At 54.6% G+C, this 17107-nt stretch carries 15 protein-coding genes; 3 read left to right on the top strand and 12 right to left on the bottom strand.

The genetic code is table 11. The features are described 5' to 3' along the window. Nucleotides 1–4: 4 nt before the first annotated feature. Genes pilP through pilL2 form a run of 4 tightly spaced genes read right to left on the bottom strand, consistent with a single transcriptional unit; the run spans nucleotide 5 to nucleotide 4852 of the window. Nucleotides 5–595: a type IV pilus biogenesis protein PilP gene (gene pilP, locus NL116_RS24020; protein WP_494374330.1), complete on the bottom strand. Its 591-nt coding sequence runs from the start codon at nucleotides 593–595 to the stop codon at nucleotides 5–7. Beyond that, nucleotides 585–1913 carry a type 4b pilus protein PilO2 gene (gene pilO2 / locus NL116_RS24015; protein ID WP_494374329.1) on the bottom strand — a complete coding sequence of 443 codons (1329 nt, stop codon included), beginning with the start codon at nucleotides 1911–1913 and terminating at the stop codon, nucleotides 585–587. Before pilO2 ends, pilP begins: the two co-directional genes overlap by 11 nt. Nucleotides 1914–1916: 3 nt before the next feature. After that, a complete protein-coding gene (gene pilN, locus NL116_RS24010) occupies nucleotides 1917–3716 on the bottom strand; it encodes a PilN family type IVB pilus formation outer membrane protein (protein ID WP_494374328.1) in 1800 nt (599 codons plus the stop codon). Then, nucleotides 3713–4852 carry a PFGI-1 class ICE element type IV pilus protein PilL2 gene (pilL2, locus tag NL116_RS24005; protein ID WP_494374327.1) on the bottom strand — a complete coding sequence of 380 codons (1140 nt, stop codon included), beginning with the start codon at nucleotides 4850–4852 and terminating at the stop codon, nucleotides 3713–3715. Before pilL2 ends, pilN begins: the two co-directional genes overlap by 4 nt. A 327-nt stretch (nucleotides 4853–5179) precedes the next feature. Here pilL2 and NL116_RS24000 point away from each other — a divergent pair, with 327 nt between their 5' ends. The 3 genes from NL116_RS24000 to NL116_RS23990 all read left to right on the top strand — a co-directional run bounded on the left by NL116_RS24000 (nucleotide 5180) and on the right by NL116_RS23990 (nucleotide 8411). After that, a complete protein-coding gene (locus NL116_RS24000; RefSeq protein WP_494374326.1) occupies nucleotides 5180–7333 on the top strand; it encodes a YecA family protein in 2154 nt (717 codons plus the stop codon). Between the two features lie 161 nt (nucleotides 7334–7494). Beyond that, complete coding sequence (locus tag NL116_RS23995) at nucleotides 7495–7860, top strand: hypothetical protein (RefSeq protein ID WP_494374325.1); 366 nt, start codon at nucleotides 7495–7497, stop codon at nucleotides 7858–7860. 119 nt (nucleotides 7861–7979) lie between these two features. Then, nucleotides 7980–8411, top strand: a complete 432-nt coding sequence (locus tag NL116_RS23990; RefSeq protein WP_494374324.1) for a hypothetical protein — start codon at nucleotides 7980–7982, stop codon at nucleotides 8409–8411. Nucleotides 8412–8469: 58 nt separating this feature from the next. Here the strand turns inward: NL116_RS23990 and NL116_RS23985 are convergent, their stop codons facing one another. From NL116_RS23985 to NL116_RS23950, 8 genes are all read right to left on the bottom strand, one after another. Continuing rightward, nucleotides 8470–10422 carry a DEAD/DEAH box helicase gene (locus tag NL116_RS23985; RefSeq protein WP_494374323.1) on the bottom strand — a complete coding sequence of 651 codons (1953 nt, stop codon included), beginning with the start codon at nucleotides 10420–10422 and terminating at the stop codon, nucleotides 8470–8472. After that, nucleotides 10419–12293 (bottom strand): hypothetical protein, encoded by a 1875-nt coding sequence (locus tag NL116_RS23980; protein WP_494374322.1) that lies wholly within the window; start codon nucleotides 12291–12293, stop codon nucleotides 10419–10421. The genes NL116_RS23985 and NL116_RS23980 overlap by 4 nt, the downstream gene beginning before the upstream one ends. A 134-nt stretch (nucleotides 12294–12427) precedes the next feature. After that, on the bottom strand, nucleotides 12428–14347 hold the full coding sequence (topA, locus tag NL116_RS23975; protein WP_494374321.1) for a type I DNA topoisomerase: 1920 nt from the start codon (nucleotides 14345–14347) through the stop codon (nucleotides 12428–12430). A 113-nt stretch (nucleotides 14348–14460) separates the two neighbouring features. Next, nucleotides 14461–15039, bottom strand: a complete 579-nt coding sequence (locus NL116_RS23970) for a hypothetical protein (protein WP_494374320.1) — start codon at nucleotides 15037–15039, stop codon at nucleotides 14461–14463. A gap of 133 nt (nucleotides 15040–15172) precedes the next feature. Continuing rightward, a complete protein-coding gene (locus NL116_RS23965; protein WP_256676696.1) occupies nucleotides 15173–15376 on the bottom strand; it encodes a CrpP family ICE-associated protein in 204 nt (67 codons plus the stop codon). A gap of 175 nt (nucleotides 15377–15551) precedes the next feature. Next, nucleotides 15552–15983, bottom strand: a complete 432-nt coding sequence (locus tag NL116_RS23960; protein ID WP_494374319.1) for a hypothetical protein — start codon at nucleotides 15981–15983, stop codon at nucleotides 15552–15554. A 109-nt stretch (nucleotides 15984–16092) separates the two neighbouring features. Further along, on the bottom strand, nucleotides 16093–16551 hold the full coding sequence (locus NL116_RS23955) for a single-stranded DNA-binding protein (RefSeq protein WP_494374318.1): 459 nt from the start codon (nucleotides 16549–16551) through the stop codon (nucleotides 16093–16095). A 15-nt stretch (nucleotides 16552–16566) separates the two neighbouring features. Next, nucleotides 16567–17106 (bottom strand): DUF3158 family protein, encoded by a 540-nt coding sequence (locus NL116_RS23950; protein ID WP_494374317.1) that lies wholly within the window; start codon nucleotides 17104–17106, stop codon nucleotides 16567–16569. Between the last annotated feature and the right edge of the window lies 1 nt (nucleotide 17107).

Below are 17107 nucleotides of genomic sequence, written 5' to 3'. Positions count from 1 at the left end.
ACCCTCAAGGTTGACCAGGTAACATGACCGGCGCCGGCTGCCCCATTGGCATCTCCGGCAAGCCGCTTACTGGGATATGGCTGGTCATACTGGTGAAGCTTGCCGAGGGGGTGATGTTGGAAAACCCCAATGGATAGCGCTTTCCTCCGCGAGAAACGACGACACTGTCGAGGCTAATGCTGGCTACCTTGTACCCCCCTGGCAGGTAGGGACCGCCAACCTGTGCGTCCACCTCGTAACCTCCGCTGTACAGCAGCGTGGCTCGAAGAGCTCGACTGGATCCCGAAACCATCTTGACCACGGGTAGCATTTCTCCTGTGCTCGAGCTACGTGGGATGGGTTCAGGGATCAAAGGCCGTGGTTGATAGGCAGAGGTATTCGCTGGGGTAGTCTGAGGGTTGTCCCCATCAATGGAGCGAATGGCCTTGGCCCGCTCGCCCTGGGCTTTGTACAAGAACGTTTCGCTTTGCACAGCCGACAGTTCACCCACGCTGATGCCAGCGGTGTTCGCTGTCGAACTTTCGTTGGCCAGGCTCAAGCCAGGCTGGCTGGCTAGGGACAACAGCACAGACAGAAACAGGTAGTTATTTCGCATAGAGGTCTCCTATCACCGACCAGGTCAGGTGGTCGCTCTGTAGTTGTGTCTTGATCTCGCGTAGGCGAAGGCCTGTCTCTGGTACGCCGCGCAGGACAATGGAGGGGGGCAAAGAACTGCTGTATTGCAGTTCGAAATGCTTCCATTCAGGTGGGGGAGGCGCTGGCGGTGTCGGTTCGCCCGGTAGGGTTGGTGGCTGCGGTACCTGGACCGGTAGTTCTTTGATCGTTGGCTCCAGGCTTTGGCCATGTAACCAGGACGTCAGAAGAGCCAGCGCCTGGCTCGACTCAACTAGCGATTCATCACCGGCGAGATTCAATTTGAGGCTAATTTTCAGTGCGGCGCTGTTGCCCTCGTCAAAGAAGGCTGGCTCATCAGCAAAGTGGTCGCGTGAAGCAGCGATGAATCCACGAGCGGTACTGTTTCCGGTACGTTTGAACGTAGCGGACACCAGATCCCCATCACACTGTGCGGAGGTGAAGATCCAGCCTGAAATGCTTAGCGGAATGCTGTCGATGGATCCGTTACAGCCGGCGATGAACTCGGCCACGCTAGGCCGTTTGGCCCAAGCATGCTCCAAGGCTTGAAGCGTTTGTTCTTGTTTTGCACGTGCGTTCAATGCTTCAAGCTCAGCCAGGCGCTGTTGCTCTGCTGCGATAGCTGCTTCCCGTGCAAGACGTGCTTTATGTGCCCCCCATTGCTGCCACCCGATCAGCGTTATCAGGACCAAGGTCCCGATCACCGACAATCGAGCGATCTCTCCATTGGAGAGGCCAAAGGCAAGAGGTCGTAGTCGATACTCCCGACGCAGGTTTCGCGGATGAAGTAGCTCATCAACATCCAGGGGCTTGCCTCCCCGTTCAAACTCCGGAGGTAGGTAAGTCTCTTCAAAACTGATCGAGCGCCCGAGTAGCTGAGCGACCTTGCGTTTTATTTCATCGCCGGTACCGACTAGGTCACTGCCAGGAATGACGGCACCTTCATAGACAGCCACGAGAGAGTAGCGGTCCTCGTCCAGTGAAACCCTCCATGCCGCGATCCAAGATTCCCCTAACTGGCCGGCCAGCGCAGAGGCGAGCGAGTACATGCCTTTGACGGCACCGGCACTGCGAGATACGAAGCCTGCTTGAATGATCGATTCGGTACGTCGAATGGCAACGATATCCATCTTCTCTTCGCGACCAAACTGGCGAGCCTCGCGCATGTAGCCAGTGAGGCTGCCCAGCGGATGCCAGAGCAGTCCTGTAACGAACGAGTTGCCGTGGTAGGAAAGGATCTGGACTTTTGCTGATGTGGTAGGGGTTACCGTGATAGCCATGGCTTACGCAGCCCACGGAGCGACGGCTGACGACAACATAGCGATGCGCCCGAAAATTTCGTCATTCGCAGCCTGTCCCAACAGGATTGGAGTGATCAGCACAACCAGGACATTGTGGGTCGAGGTCCGTGTTTGAGCACCGCCGAGTCCAAAGAAGCTTGGGCTGCCTACGCCACTTTTCGTGGCATCTTCACTCATCTCATCAAACCCCGACAGGATCAGAGTCTGCCCACTCCGTAACTTGACCTTAGGGCTCAGGCCTTTCGTGTCGTAATCGGCGGTTTGTGCACTGGAACCGTTGCTGGTGAAGGTCGTGAAGGTTGGTTTTGAACTCATGTTGATGGAGATCATCACCAGGAGGTCGTTGTTCTCCGTCACGCGTGGCAGCAAGGTCATGTTGAACCCCGATGTGATTGTTCCCGCGTTCAGAGACGTGGTCGTGCCAACCGATGCAGTGCTTGAGGTGGTGCTCGAAGGGATGTAGCCCTTCACGTTACCGATCTGAATGGGGGCCGGTTGAAGATTGAGTGTGGTCACCGATGGCGACCGCACATTGGAAACTCGCCCCTGTTCTGCAAGTGCTTGAATGATGGCCGTTGATCCGGCCCAGGCCGAATTAGCGGTATCGACGATGCCAACCGAACCGGATACGGCATTGCTGCTGATACCTGAGACTGTGTTGCTCAGGGAGAAACCCCATTTGCTGGAGAGGGATTTGTAGACGGCTGACCAGTTCAGACCTAGTTGGTCTTTGTCGGTCAACGTGACTTCGAACACCTTCACGTTGAACAGCACCTGGCGGGTGATATCAGTGTTCGTCTTGTTGAGATAAGCCTCTATGCGAGCTAACACGTCCGGACGGTCAGTAACGGTGAGGGTGCCGGTGGAGGGGGCCAAGTAGAGTCGACCCGGTGGTGAATGGCTCAACATGGCTTGGACGTTGTTCTGGATGTCGGTAATGATTGAGGTGTTTAGGGTGACCTTTGTGCTCTGATTGCTACCGGATTCCCCGCTCGCCCCAGAGGCTGAGCTGGATCCGCCGTTGGTGCCAGATCCAGTACCTGTGGTGGTAGTCATGCCCGACTTCACCGTGGTTTCGATTTCTTGTTTGTCACCGAAGGCGTAGACGTCGAATACCTTAGTTTCGAAGTAGTTGATACGTACTGCACGCTCCACTGGTGAGTAGTGCCACGAAAGGCCAAGCCGAGAAGTTACGAGGTCCAGCAGTGCAGAAATTCGCCCGTTGAATTTGATGCCACTAACTGTGTTTGGAGAGGTAAAACCCAATAGATCAATGCCGCGGGTGTTTGCACCCCCTATAGGGTTTGATCCAGGAACTACACCTGGTGGAAATAACCCCGCGAGACTGTCAGGGTTTGGACTGGATACGGTTGCAGGACCTGAAGGCGCCTGGTTTACGGTTGAAGTCGCGGCATTCAGGCCGGGATTAATTGCGTCGGGCGAGACGAGTACGGCGATGCCGCACTCGTTGGTGATGAACTGCGCCACGTCGTTGATGCTGACGCTTCCGGCAGGTCTGTAACTTTTCTCACAGTCCAACGCAGAGGGCAGGCCACGTTTGGCGACAACAGGTTGGGTTGAAACCCACGGCTTGTTGCTGAATACCACCGTTTCGCGTTGAGGCTCTGGTTGCTGGTTTCTCGCGATAGCAGCGTATTGAGAGGCTTCGGCGCCGTCTCTTTCGGCCCGATTGGACGATTCAGTAACACGTTGTAAGGAGCAGCTGGTGCAAAGCAGCAAGGCAAAGGCCACGCTGCTGCTCTTGAAGAATGACTTCATCATTTCTTCCTCTCAGAAACAGAAACGATCCGCTGATCTGGATTACCGTCGACTTTGAATGGGCGAGGTGCTCCGTCGTACAGCGGGAAAACTTGAGCAATGGCCTCAGCGAATGTGCCTTTGAAATGCAGCGGAGCCTCGATCTGATAGTCCAGATCCTCTTGAACCCAGATCAGTTGCCAGTCGGCTCGCTTGCTCCATTCCAGAACTGTCTGGTGCAACGTGCTGCCAACTGCCGCAGTCCAGTAGGTGGGCTGCGGGGGTGGCGCAGGTGCGCGCTCACGGTTATCTGGAACAGGGCGCGTTGCAGTGGTCACGACGTGAGTTGGTGTGGTTGATTCGAGCGGTTTTTGCGAAGCAGACGCCGGCACAACTGTTGTCGGGTTACTTGGCGTTGAGGGGCCATCCTTGGCGGGTGCCACTGGGGGGAGAATAGGTTTTTCTACGGGGCTGCTAATGGGAGGTGTGGTTACCGGAGCAGGTGTTGTTGTGATACTCGGTGGAGTGGGTACAGCAGCAACGGTCACAGCACTGCCAGAGTCGTTGCTGGCAGGTGTTTGTGACGCGTGCTTCGGGACGACGGGCTGATCAGTGTTTTGCTTGGCGAGCAGTGTCGACGAAGGTCGAGGCGGATCCGGCAGTTGATAGCCCGGACGCAAGACATAGCAAACCTGGCGATTTACTTCATCGACCTTCACTTGCCAGGCAGGGCCGGCAAGAACCTGCAACGTATTGCGCAGTGTCATTGGGCCGAGCTTGTACTGCGCTGCTGGCAATGGTCGTGTGTACAGAATGTTGACGTGGCCAGTGGCGGGGGAGCAAAGGGAGTAGCCCGAGCGATCCACGACATACTGCATGGCATCGCGCACGCTGGGGTGCATATTCGCCGGGATACTGACATCGATAATCTGGGCCATCAGGTCGCGCTGACCTGAGTCCGGCTGAGTGCTGACCAAGGTATAGCGACCATAGCGCACCACCGGTTCTTTTTCGGGAACCGCGCCGCTCGGATAGAGATCTGGAGCGAGCATGTCGGGATTGCGGCTGCTGTCGAACGCCGGTTTGGGCGAATCCGCATTTTGAGTCGTGCAGCTGGCGACAAGCGCGAGCAGGGAAAGTGTGGTCAAGTGCCTGATCATGTGCCGAGAGGCCCCCATTGATGATGGGGGTCACGTTGGCAGGCCAGTTGCTGGGGTGCAGTAGGAAATAGATTCTTGGGCTAAAGTTCTTTTTTGTGCTGCCAGTACTTGTCAATTCCCACGTCATCTCACTAGTGCGCAACAGCTGAGGCAAGAAGTGTAAGTCGGCGCTGGTGACCTCAAAGCGGGCACTCGTCATAGGGCTGCACTCAGCCATATTCTGCCGTTAGTTTTGCGACTGCCGCTTCGTTGTTTTACGCAGAATGTGTCGCCGCGAGTCAAATTAGGCAATTGGCGCCAAACTGGCGACGACAAGGAGGGAATGTTATGGAGTCGAATGCACGAAGCGAGGGTGAAGTTTTTGCCGATTTAGCGAAGCTAACGGCTTCGCCGGGCTACGTCCATGCCATTGCGCAAATCTGTCATCGCGACAACTTGGTGATTTACAGCAAGGAACTGAAGTCGTCCGATATGGGGCAGATGTTCGGCTACAACCGCCTCATTAGGACAGAGGTCACCACACTGATCGGCCTAATGATGCGCCAGCGACTGGATACATCAATACCATCAGCTGACACTGTCAAAACCTATGTGGCGCGTACCGATGAGCTGATGGAGGAACTGCATCGTGCCTTGGCCCGTCCAATGCATGCCGCATTTATGTCGTCCCAACATGCTGGCAAAAAAGCGGACGACATCTGGCATGGGGAGGTTATGCGTGAGCCAATTTTCTATGGTGCCGAGTCTGCGTATAGCTTCCAGTACCGTGACCTGCTTCCTGAAAAGTATGGTGCCGATGACGTATGGCTGACAGAGAACATGGGATTCTCCATTACCCAGGCTCAGACCATAGCCCGAGCTATGTGTGTACTGATGGACGATCGGTCCACTCAGATGTTTGCCAAGGTCAAAGCGGCAAAGCTGACGTCTGAAACTTGGCTGCCTGTCTTCGAGTATTCCCCTGATGAAATCGCGCATCGTAGCGGCGAAGACCTGCGGGTTGTTGAAGCGTTTCTGAATACCTTCACGATGACGAGCGACAACAGCCAATTCAAGGCCATCGGGGATTTTAACTCGGTCGCAGCGACGCCGCTGATACCAACTGGTCGGGGAACTGTTTTGCTCTTCCAGCATTACGCCATTTACGAAGCACTGTACGAGTCCCCCTTTTACTGGATGTGGGCAGATAAAGGATACAGGCCGACTGCCATGGCAAATCGCGGCGTGTTCACAGAGAAGTATTCTGCAAGCAGGCTGGCAGCAGTCTTTGGACATTCGAACGTCCATACGAATGTCAACCTTTATCAGGGAAAGGATATCGTCGGAGAAGCCGATGTGCTGGTGGTCTTCGGGGACCGCATCATAATCGTTCAGGCGAAGGCAAAGAAATTAACGCTGGAGGCGCGCAAGGGGAACGACGGGCAACTGAAGTCTGACTTCGCAGCTGCTATTCAAAAAGCCTACGACCAAGGGTGGGAATGTGCTAGCACCATTGTGGCGGGCGGGTGCCGTTTGGAAAATGATCAAGGACACGGAGTCTCGCTGCCTCAGGCAGTCAAAGAGGTCTATCTGTTCTGCATTGTCTCTGATCACTACCCAGCTTTAGCATTCCAAGCGCGTCAGTACTTGACGTACCAAACCACCGACGTCATTCGAACGCCGTTCGTAATGGATGTGTTCCTACTCGATGCGATGACCGAAATGCTGTCTACGCCACTGCGGCTATTGAGTTACATCCGTATGCGGGTAGCCGTTGTTGAGCAAATATCTTTGAGCCATGAGCTCACGGCGCTGGCCTACCATCTGAGCCGCAACCTGTGGCTTGATGACAATTACGACATAGTCATGCTCGAAGACTCGATTGCGGTCGACCTCGATACTGCCATGACGGTGCGCAGGGAAGGCATTGCCGGCGAACGAACACCTCCCGGGATTCTCACCCGAATGGCTGGAACTTTTTATGAGCGGCTCATCGCCCAAGTTGAAGAGCAGGCGGATCCCGCGACGCTTGAGCTTGGCTTCATGCTGCTCTCCATGAGTGAAGATTCCAGTCGAAACGTGCACCAGGGCCTTGAGGTCATCACTAAGCAGGCTCAATTTGACGGACACCGTCATGACTTTAGTCTCGGCCTCAAAGGCGGCGTCACTGGAGTCTGCTTCCACTGCAACCCAGTACCATCACCGGAGGCTGTAGCAACGCTCGGATTTCACTGTGAAAAGCGCAAGTATGCGCAGCGTGCCCAAACATGGTTCGGTGTGTCGTTAAGCCCCAAAGGCGATATTCAATTTGGGGTGACGCTGGATTTCCCTTGGTCGCCGTCAGAAAAAATGGAGCAACTTACGAAGGGTATGAAGAAGGGAATTCCAGTCGCTTCAGAGCTCAGGAGTTTCGCGAGCTCGGCGCGCTCGCAAAAGGTCGGACGCAACGATCTATGTCCGTGCGGAAGCGGTAGCAAGTTCAAGAGATGCTGTATGCCGTAACTCGTGGCGGAGATTTCTGCAATGCACTACCGCTAGACCTCAATGTAAATTTGCGTCGCGCCTCAGAGGGGCACTGCAAAAGTGCAGTGAGTTCGGTTGTGCAGAACTGTGTTGTGCAGGCATTCTGACTTCATCTAAGTCGAGGGTAGCAAGGGGGGATGATGAGTCAGCGTGGTGGATTGGAAAGATTTCCGCTTTTGGGAGCAGCGCTTGGTACGGTAGCAATAGCGATTTTTGTAATCGTCCTGAAGTTTTCGCAGTTTCTACACTTGGACCTGGAAACCGGAAGCAGTGTGTTATGGAACCTGCTCTTGGCTTGGGGCTTGCTGTATCTCATTGGCCTGGTTACTAAGCTTGGCTTGCGCACCTTTTGGCCAGTTGCCCTCGGATTGACATGGTTGGCATTTATGCCTGCATTCGGGATCTGGTTTAACGAGGATTGGTATGCTTGGGTCAGCTCTTGGTGGGGAAAAGGCGGAGCATTAATAGCAATTACGGGTATCGGATTCTGGATTAAATCGCTTTAGTTTGGAGGCAATGGTGAGGCCGCTGTGCGCCTGCGGCAGACGGGAGCTGGCGCAATGGTTATGAGCAGCTATGGAAGTAATGGTTACCTTTGACCTTAGCTATTACAGGATGGGGGAAAATGTTGTTGAAAGATATTTTGGACGCTTTGGGGAAGATCAAGTCTCGACCGTTGTTGGTCGTATTTACCGCGCTAGCGATGTCGACATTTTTGACAGGGGGCGGTCCCATCAGGGATCCCTTTTCAGCAGACACCTTTGCGCTACCTCTTTTTGTTTTTGGCGCCGATGTCATGGTCATATCCTGGGTGCTTTTCGTTCGGAAACTCAATAGTCGGCTTTCCGACCATGATCACGCAAATTGGGGGCCTGTTCTAGGTGGAGCAGTATTGGCGTATTGCCTTTGCGTAACCTTCTGGTATGTATCCAGTTTTTCCGATCCAATAAGCCTCAAGCTTTTCGGCAACTTGGGGTTTATTCGGCTGTTTGCCCTGTATCTGTTTGCAATCGAAACCATCAATATTGATCGTCGGATAATTTCGACCAAAAGTTGATACGACTCTGGACGCAGAGCCGTAGGAAGTCGACATTAACAGATGTGAAGTTTCTATCTTATAGAGCGAATGCCAACTCCGCCCGGTTGTTGGCAGCAGCATCAGGCTCGATCAGATCCTGCGTCAGTTGCCGCTTATCCAGCAGCATCTGCCACAGCATTTGGTCAATAGTGTTCTCCACCAACGGGATTTTCACCACGACCATACGTAATTGCCCATTTCGATAGGCTCTATCTTCTGCCTGGTCCTGCAATCCAGGTGTCCATGGCAGGCCTAGGAATATGACGTAGTTCGCAGCAGTCAAGTTGTTACCGGTCCCTGCTGCTGAAGTCGTGCCGATGAAGATTCGGGTATCAGGATCAGTCTGGAATGCGTCGATCGCTTTTTGTCGTTTGCCAATCGAGTCACTACCGACCAGAGTGACGCACCCATAGCCAGCTTTCTCACACAGCGTGCGTAGTGTGGTGACGGTGTCCTTGAATTCGCAGAACAGAATGACCTTGTCCTCGACGTCCAGTTCGGCGAGCAGCTCCATCACGACACGAACCTTCACTTGTTCCAGTAATTGGCGTAGTGAGCCGAGTCGGGCAAGGCCGGGCCTGTCCTCAAGACGAATGCGATCATACTCGCGGCGTTCCTCGGTAGTGAGGTCGACCGGCAGCGTCTGTCGCTGCTTACCTTTCAGATTCGGCAGAACATCTTTGCGCCGTCGGAGCATCCAGTCGCCAATCGCATCTCGCAGGTTCTTGCGGAAGTCTTGGCTGCCGGCGAATTGTTCGCAGAACTCCTTGAGGGGCAGTTGCCCTACTGGGTGGCCGGAAAGGCGAAGCAGTGTATGCAGTTCTGATTCGCGGTTGAGGACGGGCGTGCCGGTCAGGAGGTAGCGATTAGGAATCTTGGCTGCAATGTCGAAACCATGCCGAGTCCATGCTGCGGTGGGCTCTTTCAGCCGATGGGCTTCGTCGATGATCATCACTTCAAAGTGGGCCGCCTGTAGTACGTAGTCCCCCAAACGCTCATAGTTGATGATGATCCACTGAGCATCGGTGTCGAACGCCTGCTGGGTGACCCGAGCCTCGGGATACACCATCTGGATTTCACGCTGCCAGTTGATGATCAGCGTCGACAGTGTGATGACCAGAATGGGTCGATCAACAGCGCGTATCGCAGCGGCAATTACGGCCTGACGTGTTTTTCCCAATCCCATGTCATCAGCAAGAAGAGCACTGGTTCGCTGAAGAAGGTGCTCAATGCCTGCTGGTTGGTGGTCCATCAGTGAGTAATTAACCAGAGCATGGGCAATGGCGTCCGCGGTGAGTTCGGTTCGCTCGATTGAGGGAACTGCGGCCAGGTACACGTCTGTGGATACATCGTCCGAGGTGCTCGCAGCGCGCTCCTGAGCTGGTCCACCGAGGCTGATTCGGGTGATCGTTTCTGCGGGTGCTACTGTCCCGTCGCTCAGCAGCTCCTGGACTGTGTCCAGGATCTCGAATTGATCCTCTGACAGTCCCATTTCCAGGATCAGATTGCTGCGCACCAGCTCGGATGTGGCATCTATGCGCCAGGAGCGCGAGTGCCCAAGGAAGATCCCGCGCATGCGCTTGGCAACCGCCACCATGCCGGGGTGGTAATCCCCAGACAGCAGAACTCCGCCTTGGGCCAGTGGGGCGAGCCGGAAGACCAAGCCCCAAGTGAAGGCTTGTCGATCTGGCGCGCTTTGCGCAGCCTCCAGCTTCTGGCAGAAGGATTGCCACGTCTCATCGAATCGACCGTCGCTCAGCTCCACCAGGCGACGGAAGACCAGGTCGAGATCCTCAAGGAGCTTCCCTTTGGGCAAACGCCAGTACCGGTGTAGCGGATGCTCCAAGCGACGGATGTAGAAGCCGTCATACTCGAGCAATAGGCGGTTGGCGCCCTCCACAAATTGCAGCTGCAAGCCGAAGTCATAGCCATCGAATACAGCTTTACCGAGAAGGGCGGGGGCGCGGTTCATTAGTCGAGGTCGATTCATGCTTGTGTCAGCCGCTGGATGACCCATTGGGCAACGGCTTGGCTATGCCTCTTCTGGCGCCCCATGTTTGCAAACCGAGCAAGCGAACTTGTCATATCCGGCCAATCCAACCTGCTGGGTATCTCTCCGGTTCTGACCCTATCCAAGAACCATTCATAGGCTTTGTTGGCTTGGGAGGTTGTTGCAGGTGGAATGTTTCCGCGTCCTCTCAGTTGCACGGTCGTCAGGTTTCGAGGAGTCCACTTTCCAACTGGCGTGGCTGTGGTGCGTCTTTCAAGAATCACTTCTGCCGAGGCCAGCGATTGGCTGTTTAGCCGCACAGAAAATAATCGACAAGCGCCGAGATAGGCGCGGTAGTCGTAACCGTCAATGCAATGGCCGAGCGCGCAATGCTCTTCCCACAGATCCAAGGGACATTTGAGTTCGACGATTTGAAGGCCGTTGGGGCAGTCAATCTTCGTCTCATTGATCAATAACGATGGCCATGTTGTTCTTTCGTCAGATCCGAGCAAGAAGGAAAACTCGGTGTCGAGCTGGTTCCGGATCTCGATCAGGGCTAAGTGGAAGTCATCAATAAGCCGGCCAATCTGATGGTAGGTACTGCTCAGTACAAAAGTTTCCAGCAGTTTTTTGGCTGCTGTTGTGTCATCGACGTGATATCGAGATACGTGCTCGAACAACTCACGCAAATCCGTAATTCGTGCAGCTATGTTCGTCCACGCCTTATCCGCCCAATCAGTAGGGCAGCCGGTGAATAAGCGATTGAGGTCGATATCACGCTGGGTCATTTGCCAGGGCAGTTTGTCCCAGATGGTGAAGAAGGACTTCCATTGCTGTTTTACCAGCGGTCTTCGGTTTCCGGTTGATGCGCCTGCCAGCATGGCATTCCAGCCAGTCGCTCGGCCCTCTCGCTCGAAATGGGTAAGGGCACTACCGATGTGGAAGGGGCGTTGTTGTCCGATGAACCGAATCGACGAAAGAGGGACTTCGAGCATCCATGCCAACACTTGGTTAAGAGGCAAGCCTGAGTCGGCAGTGACTCCCAGGATGTCATACCCGGTACCTAGCAAGTCTTGATCATCATGTGCAGGTGGCGTCGGGTTCAGCTCAGTCCAAGGTGATGCCTTAGCGCCTTGAGACTCATCCATCGGCCAAGGTGTAGATTCCGCCATCACCAGTAAAGGAATCAACACTGGCTGGGCCTTCAGCGCCTGCAAGCGACGTTGTCGATTGCCATCAGCCAACCAGTTGTAAAGCTCGGCGGCGGGGCACCGAGCTGATCGAATTGCGTGCAGGAGTTCCTGATCGAGGTGACGGCAGAAATTTTTCAAGACCCCGCCAATCTGTGACAGGTAAAAACGGTTTCGGGTACCGAAGTAGCGGTTGTTTCTGCCTATCGGACGGACGTCCAGCCCCCGGCTAAGCTTCCCTAGGTCGGCGCTAGACATTGCCTGTGCGATTTCACGGGCGCGCTTGCTGAAGGAGGTGAGGATTGGAGGCTCGCTCCAGTATCCCATGCGGCTCAGCAGTTTCTCTGCGGCAGCAGGGGAGGGTTTGAAAAGAGGGATACGGTGTGCGGAGACACATTTGCAGGCTTTGATTGAACGACCATCGAAGTACTGGATCAGCTCCCCAAACCGGGCCAGAACAGGTTTGTTTTGTTCGCCTTCCTGCCCAAACACTACGCTCCAGCAGCGCGTGTTTGTGGTCGAGCGTAGATAGTGCCGTAAGAACGCTGCGTGCTGAGCCGGAGGTATCTTGAAATGTTCAGCCCAGGTGTTGGCAACGGCTAGATGTTGCTCCGAATAGATCCGTAAAGTTGGATCAAGCGTGCCGGAAGTTACGGTTGGGGGGTTCTCCAGTGCTGCCACGCGGCATCTCCTCTGTCAGCGCGCAACACTGTCGATCAACCAGCCCAGTGCGATCTATGGCAAATAGGCACTGGGAGGATCAGTCATTTTCGATGTGAATCCGTCAGGTGTTGCGGCCCGCAACACTTCAGCGATCAAATTCCTTTAGGTCTGCTGAAGTCGGGTTTGTCGTTCAGGGTTGGATAGCTGGCCTCACATCCACTAGACCTATACCCAGAGCATCCCCAGAAATCCCAGCCGCCTTTGCCTGCTTTCGTGCGCCTGATCAGAGCCTGACCACATTTGCCGCATTTGAACTCGTGGCTGGGAGTCGACGCAGCGGGCTGCCTGGTGGATTGCATGGGCGCACTGGGCTGACCCCGTTGTTTGGACAACTCGTCCTCCAGGCGCTGGTGAAGTTTGGCGATCACAGCACGGTAGGTGTCCTGTCCTTGGGCAATTCTGTCCAGGTCGCGTTCAAGCTCACGAGTGAAGTTGAGTTCGAGGAAGCTGAATACACCTTCAAGCCGCGCGATCGTTTCTTCGCCGAGCGCTTCCGGCATCAGCTTCCGACTCTTTTCGACGATCAATCCCTTGCTGGTGATGTTTTTCAAAATGGAGGCAAAGGTGCTTGGCCGGCCGATGCCACGACGTTCCATTTCCTTGATGAGAGATGCTTTGGTATAGCGCGCTGGTGGCTGGGTCTTTTTGTTCAGACACTCCCCTCGATGAACTGGCAGCACTTGTCTTGAGGTGAGTGCCGGGACCGGGTTGTCTGCCTCATCTGGACCTGATTCATTTTCCTCGTCGGTGTCGTCGTTTTGGAGCAGCTTCAACCAACCGAGATAGGCGACAGTTCTACCTGTTGCAGTGAACCGGAGGGGCTTTCCGTTGGGGCCGAGAGCAATCAGTTTTGCAGTGCGAACGTCATAGATGGCTGCTTCCATCTGGCTGGCGAGCGCCCGTATTCGAATGAGCTTGTACAGTGCCTGCTCTTCGGCATCTTCCCCTGCGACCGTTTCTGCCCAGTCTGTTGGAGTAATTGCCGGATGACCTTCCTGAGCGCCTTCTGCTGCGTTAAAGGTTCTGCGTTCGGTAACCGCTCTCACTCCCAGCGAGTCGGCGACGGCGCGAATGTCTTGCATGGCTTCGTCTGGTACGTTGGGGTTGTCAGTCCGGTGATAGGTTATAACGCCCTGCTCAAACAGACGTTGTGCGACCTTCATCGTTTTGTCTGGATCCCACTTGAGCGAGTTGCTTGCGGCCTGTTGCAGGGTCGAAGAGATAAAGGGTGCCGGCGGGCTCCGCTCGGCTTTGCGATCTTCACAAGACTCGACGACAACGTTTCGTGTGGCGGCGACCAGCTGTACGAGGTTGCTGTCCTGGACGTAGGGCTGCTCCTTGGTGGCAAAGTCTGGCACGGGTTGCCAGTCGGCACTCCACGTCGAGCGGCCATCAGAAGTGAGGAAATGCAGCCTTGCGCTGAAGTGAACAATCACCACGAACGTGCGAATTTCCCTTTCGCGCAACACCACCAGGTAAACGGCGGGTGACTGCACTCGTCCGGCGGTGGTTGGCTTGCCCATCAACCGGCGAAGTTCCTTCGTCACCATGTAGCCGACAATGCGGTCCATCGCTCGACGGCATTCCTGAGCGGCCACCCTGTTCATGTCAATCTGCCGTGGGTTGGCCAGCGCTTCGTTGACCCGCTTTTGGGTGATCTCGTTGAAGGTGATTCGGTGGTACGCCTTGATGGCGGCCTCTTCTTTGATGTGCCAGCTAATGCTCTCGCCTTCGCGATCAGGGTCCGTTGCCAGGTAGATTTCACTGGCCTTCTTCACCGCATCTTTGATCGCACGCACATTGCGAGCGCTTTTATCGAGAACCTCGTATACCAGGGAGTAGTTTCTACGAACACCGGTGGTGATCATGGAGTCGTCTTGCCCACTCACAGGGAGGTCGCGGATGTGTCCCCCGCTGGCGATTACCTGCCAGTCTTCGTTTGGACGCAGTTTCTTCATCATCGGCCGCAGCTTCTTCAGCTTGCCCGGTGACTCGATGATCATAAGCTTCATGAATTCTCCCTCGTAAGTTGCCAGCAAGAGGGAATGTCACGCTCTAAAGAATGAGGTTCAACAGGAAATGATCACTGGCCGACAAGGGTTTTCAGTCAGAACCCATTGGTAGCTCACTGAGCAGAAAGTGTTGGCGTGGAAGCCTTATACATTACACATTCAACCCTGGCCGCAGATAAAGCGTTGAGCCTGTTCTGTTTATCCTGTGTGCTGTTTAGCGCCACTTTCAGTTGTTCTCGTATTCTGTCCACTATGTCGTTGCGCTGAGTTGCCTGCGCTCGACCATTGAGGCCAAGCGATTCGTAGTTCTTTCCGGCGAATCCGGCCGCGCCACCAAAACCGCTGAATCCAGCTATCCAACCTGCATTTGCTGAGGCATTCGCAGCAGCGAGCGCAGGAGCAATGACAGCCCCCGCAATTAGGCCCGCCATGGAAAGTCCGAAGGCTTTCTTCGCACCATCAACGGAATCACGCTCCATCCCGCTCAGAATAGGCGTACAGAAATCGATTGTTTTTTCCAGCTCACTTTCGAATTTTTTGCGAAACTCTTCATCATCTACAGGAGCTGCTACTCCACCTTCGGCCATCATGAGAGATGAAGACAGTGATAGCTTCTCTACATCCGGGGTGGATGTTGAGCAGGCAGTTAGTGAGAAAAATGTCAAACCAGCAACAAGGATGCGTACTTGCATGACAAAACCTCCATGTTTATAAAAATGATATCAAAGTGATATAGCTCGTTCCTTTACGTTGCGCCAACGGGATTCACTATTTTTCAAAGAACTGTTTGAGATTTTTTGTCAGCCGCTTTGAGCCCAAAAGTCGTTAACTTTGGAAATCGAATCCCAATTGCTGTTCCTGGGCAAACCCTTTCAGCCATGACGCAAGCATTGCAGGATGACGGTAAGGGCAGCTACACACCTGTAGCCCTTTCTGGGCGGCTGCCGCACCAGCAGCCTCAACCGCCCGGTGGGGGTTATTCTGATGACGCCTATCCAACGACTTTGAGGAGTCAGTTGTATTCTTCACTGGCCGAGCCTCCCGACGAGCAAGTCAGTCAAACTGCATAGTCACGTTCTGGCGATTTTTTTTCGCATCATACGAAAAGAGTGAGGTTCAGAGCTTAAGCTTGCCGAAAGAAAGGGTAAAAATCACCAAAAGCTAGCCGATTGGCGCGATTTTTTGCAAGCCCAATTGGTTGCTACTACACACGGCCTACTGCCGGCTCGTCCGACCATTCTGCTGTCCAGATCCAGCAAACGAAGTCCTCCTCCGACTGGCCACTTTGCAAATGCAGTTGCCCCAGACCACCTGATAGATGCTCAGTTAACTGGCCTTCATCGTCAACGGCGGTGCGATATTCACTATATAGGCGGAACTCATCCAAGAGTACGTGGAGGAACCTGCGTCCATCCCATGCATTGAGATCTCTGTAACCGCAACCGCCATACAGATTTCTATCGTCCCGCCATCCTGCTGGGATCCATGCTGCGGACTTCGGATTCGTAGTGAGCCCGTAGTAGTCCGGAGCATTGACCTCGCTTTCATCGAAGTATGTCCAGAAAATGCGGCCAACAATGGGATGCTCCGCGACCACCACAACGTACCCAACTGGACTCCTGTTCGCATCATCCATCTGTGACTTCCAACTTTATGTGACTTCAGAAGGACGTTGGGGGAGACGATGAACCGCCTCCCCCAACACCGACAGCTACACGAGTGGGCCGAAAATTAAGCCCATGTTTTCAGAACTGCGGAGGATCAGATTCTGGATAGTCATCAGGGGCTAGCTGCGGCTGCGATTGAGGTCTACTGGACTGTTGCGAGTTCTGGCTCTGTGACGGCGCCAGGTTCACCATTGTGATGCGGTGAGGCAACATGCCGATGCGGCTGGCCTGAATTTTCAAGGCTTCGAACTCCCCCTCATCGTTTTTCCAGTGGTCCATAACCGCACGACCGACGACCATCACACGCATGCCTTTCTGAAACAGCTGTGAGTAGTGTTCCGCGTCCTTGTGCCACCATTCGACGTTTGCCCAGAACCCACCACGATCTTCGTAGCCGCCTTTACCGTCCGGAATCGAGTTGTCGAAGTAGACGTTGATCCGCAGCAGTCGACGAGGGTCTTTGTTGCCGTTGGGGAATTCCTTGAACTCCGGTGCGGAGCCGATGTTGCCTTCCCAGCCGTTGACGGGCGTACCCATGAGTATTCTCCGAGGTTATTGGTGTTGCGTTTGATTGGTGTGCTGCTGCACGCGAGCGGCGTATACGGCCTCTGCCTGGCCCATCTTTTCGGCGCACTCGGCGGCCTGTTTGGCCATCGAGTGCATGAGGCTCATCTGCATATTCAGGGTGATGCGCTGCAGCTCCATGGTGTAAAGGTCCTGCAGCATTGATTCTGGTGTCCTGGAAGAGTCGATCATTTGTGCCCAGACACCGACGCCCATCCGCCGATTCGAGACTTGCTGCCATCGCAGGAACATCGTGCCGGCCTGGGTGTTCTGTTCCGTCATACGCACGGGCAGCAACGGGAATGGATGTCGCTTTGCCTGGTCCAGCACTCCCTGGGCAAGTGCTTTTAAACCCATCTCCAAGTCTCGGCATTGATCCGCAAACTGGGTCAGTTCCCCCTTACCTTTAAAAGGCTTTAAAAGGCCTTTTAGTGAGGCTCCCTGTTGCAGTCCCTGAAAGGCATCCTGTTGCAGTGGCCGGAAGGCTGCCTGTTGCAGCACTCCCTGGTTGGCGTTGGCCTGCCCCATG

Source organism: Pseudomonas sp. FBCC-B1667 (assembly GCF_059133255.1).
This window is presented reverse-complemented; position numbering and strand designations above follow the sequence as displayed.

Excerpts from the sequence above, each read along its gene's own strand:
- NL116_RS23985 (WP_494374323.1), bottom strand. The coding sequence starts at position 10,422 with ATGAATCGACCTCGACTAATGAACCGCGCCCCCGCCCTTCTCGGTAAA.
- pilP (WP_494374330.1), bottom strand. The coding sequence starts at position 595 with ATGCGAAATAACTACCTGTTTCTGTCTGTGCTGTTGTCCCTAGCCAGC.
- NL116_RS23960 (WP_494374319.1), bottom strand. The coding sequence starts at position 15,983 with ATGGATGATGCGAACAGGAGTCCAGTTGGGTACGTTGTGGTGGTCGCG.
- pilL2 (WP_494374327.1), bottom strand. The coding sequence starts at position 4,852 with ATGATCAGGCACTTGACCACACTTTCCCTGCTCGCGCTTGTCGCCAGC.
- pilO2 (WP_494374329.1), bottom strand. The coding sequence starts at position 1,913 with ATGGCTATCACGGTAACCCCTACCACATCAGCAAAAGTCCAGATCCTT.
- NL116_RS23970 (WP_494374320.1), bottom strand. The coding sequence starts at position 15,039 with ATGCAAGTACGCATCCTTGTTGCTGGTTTGACATTTTTCTCACTAACT.
- NL116_RS23990 (WP_494374324.1), top strand. The coding sequence starts at position 7,980 with ATGTTGTTGAAAGATATTTTGGACGCTTTGGGGAAGATCAAGTCTCGA.
- NL116_RS24000 (WP_494374326.1), top strand. The coding sequence starts at position 5,180 with ATGGAGTCGAATGCACGAAGCGAGGGTGAAGTTTTTGCCGATTTAGCG.
- topA (WP_494374321.1), bottom strand. The coding sequence starts at position 14,347 with ATGAAGCTTATGATCATCGAGTCACCGGGCAAGCTGAAGAAGCTGCGG.
- NL116_RS23955 (WP_494374318.1), bottom strand. The coding sequence starts at position 16,551 with ATGGGTACGCCCGTCAACGGCTGGGAAGGCAACATCGGCTCCGCACCG.
- NL116_RS23995 (WP_494374325.1), top strand. The coding sequence starts at position 7,495 with ATGAGTCAGCGTGGTGGATTGGAAAGATTTCCGCTTTTGGGAGCAGCG.
- pilN (WP_494374328.1), bottom strand. The coding sequence starts at position 3,716 with ATGATGAAGTCATTCTTCAAGAGCAGCAGCGTGGCCTTTGCCTTGCTG.
- NL116_RS23950 (WP_494374317.1), bottom strand. The coding sequence starts at position 17,106 with ATGGGGCAGGCCAACGCCAACCAGGGAGTGCTGCAACAGGCAGCCTTC.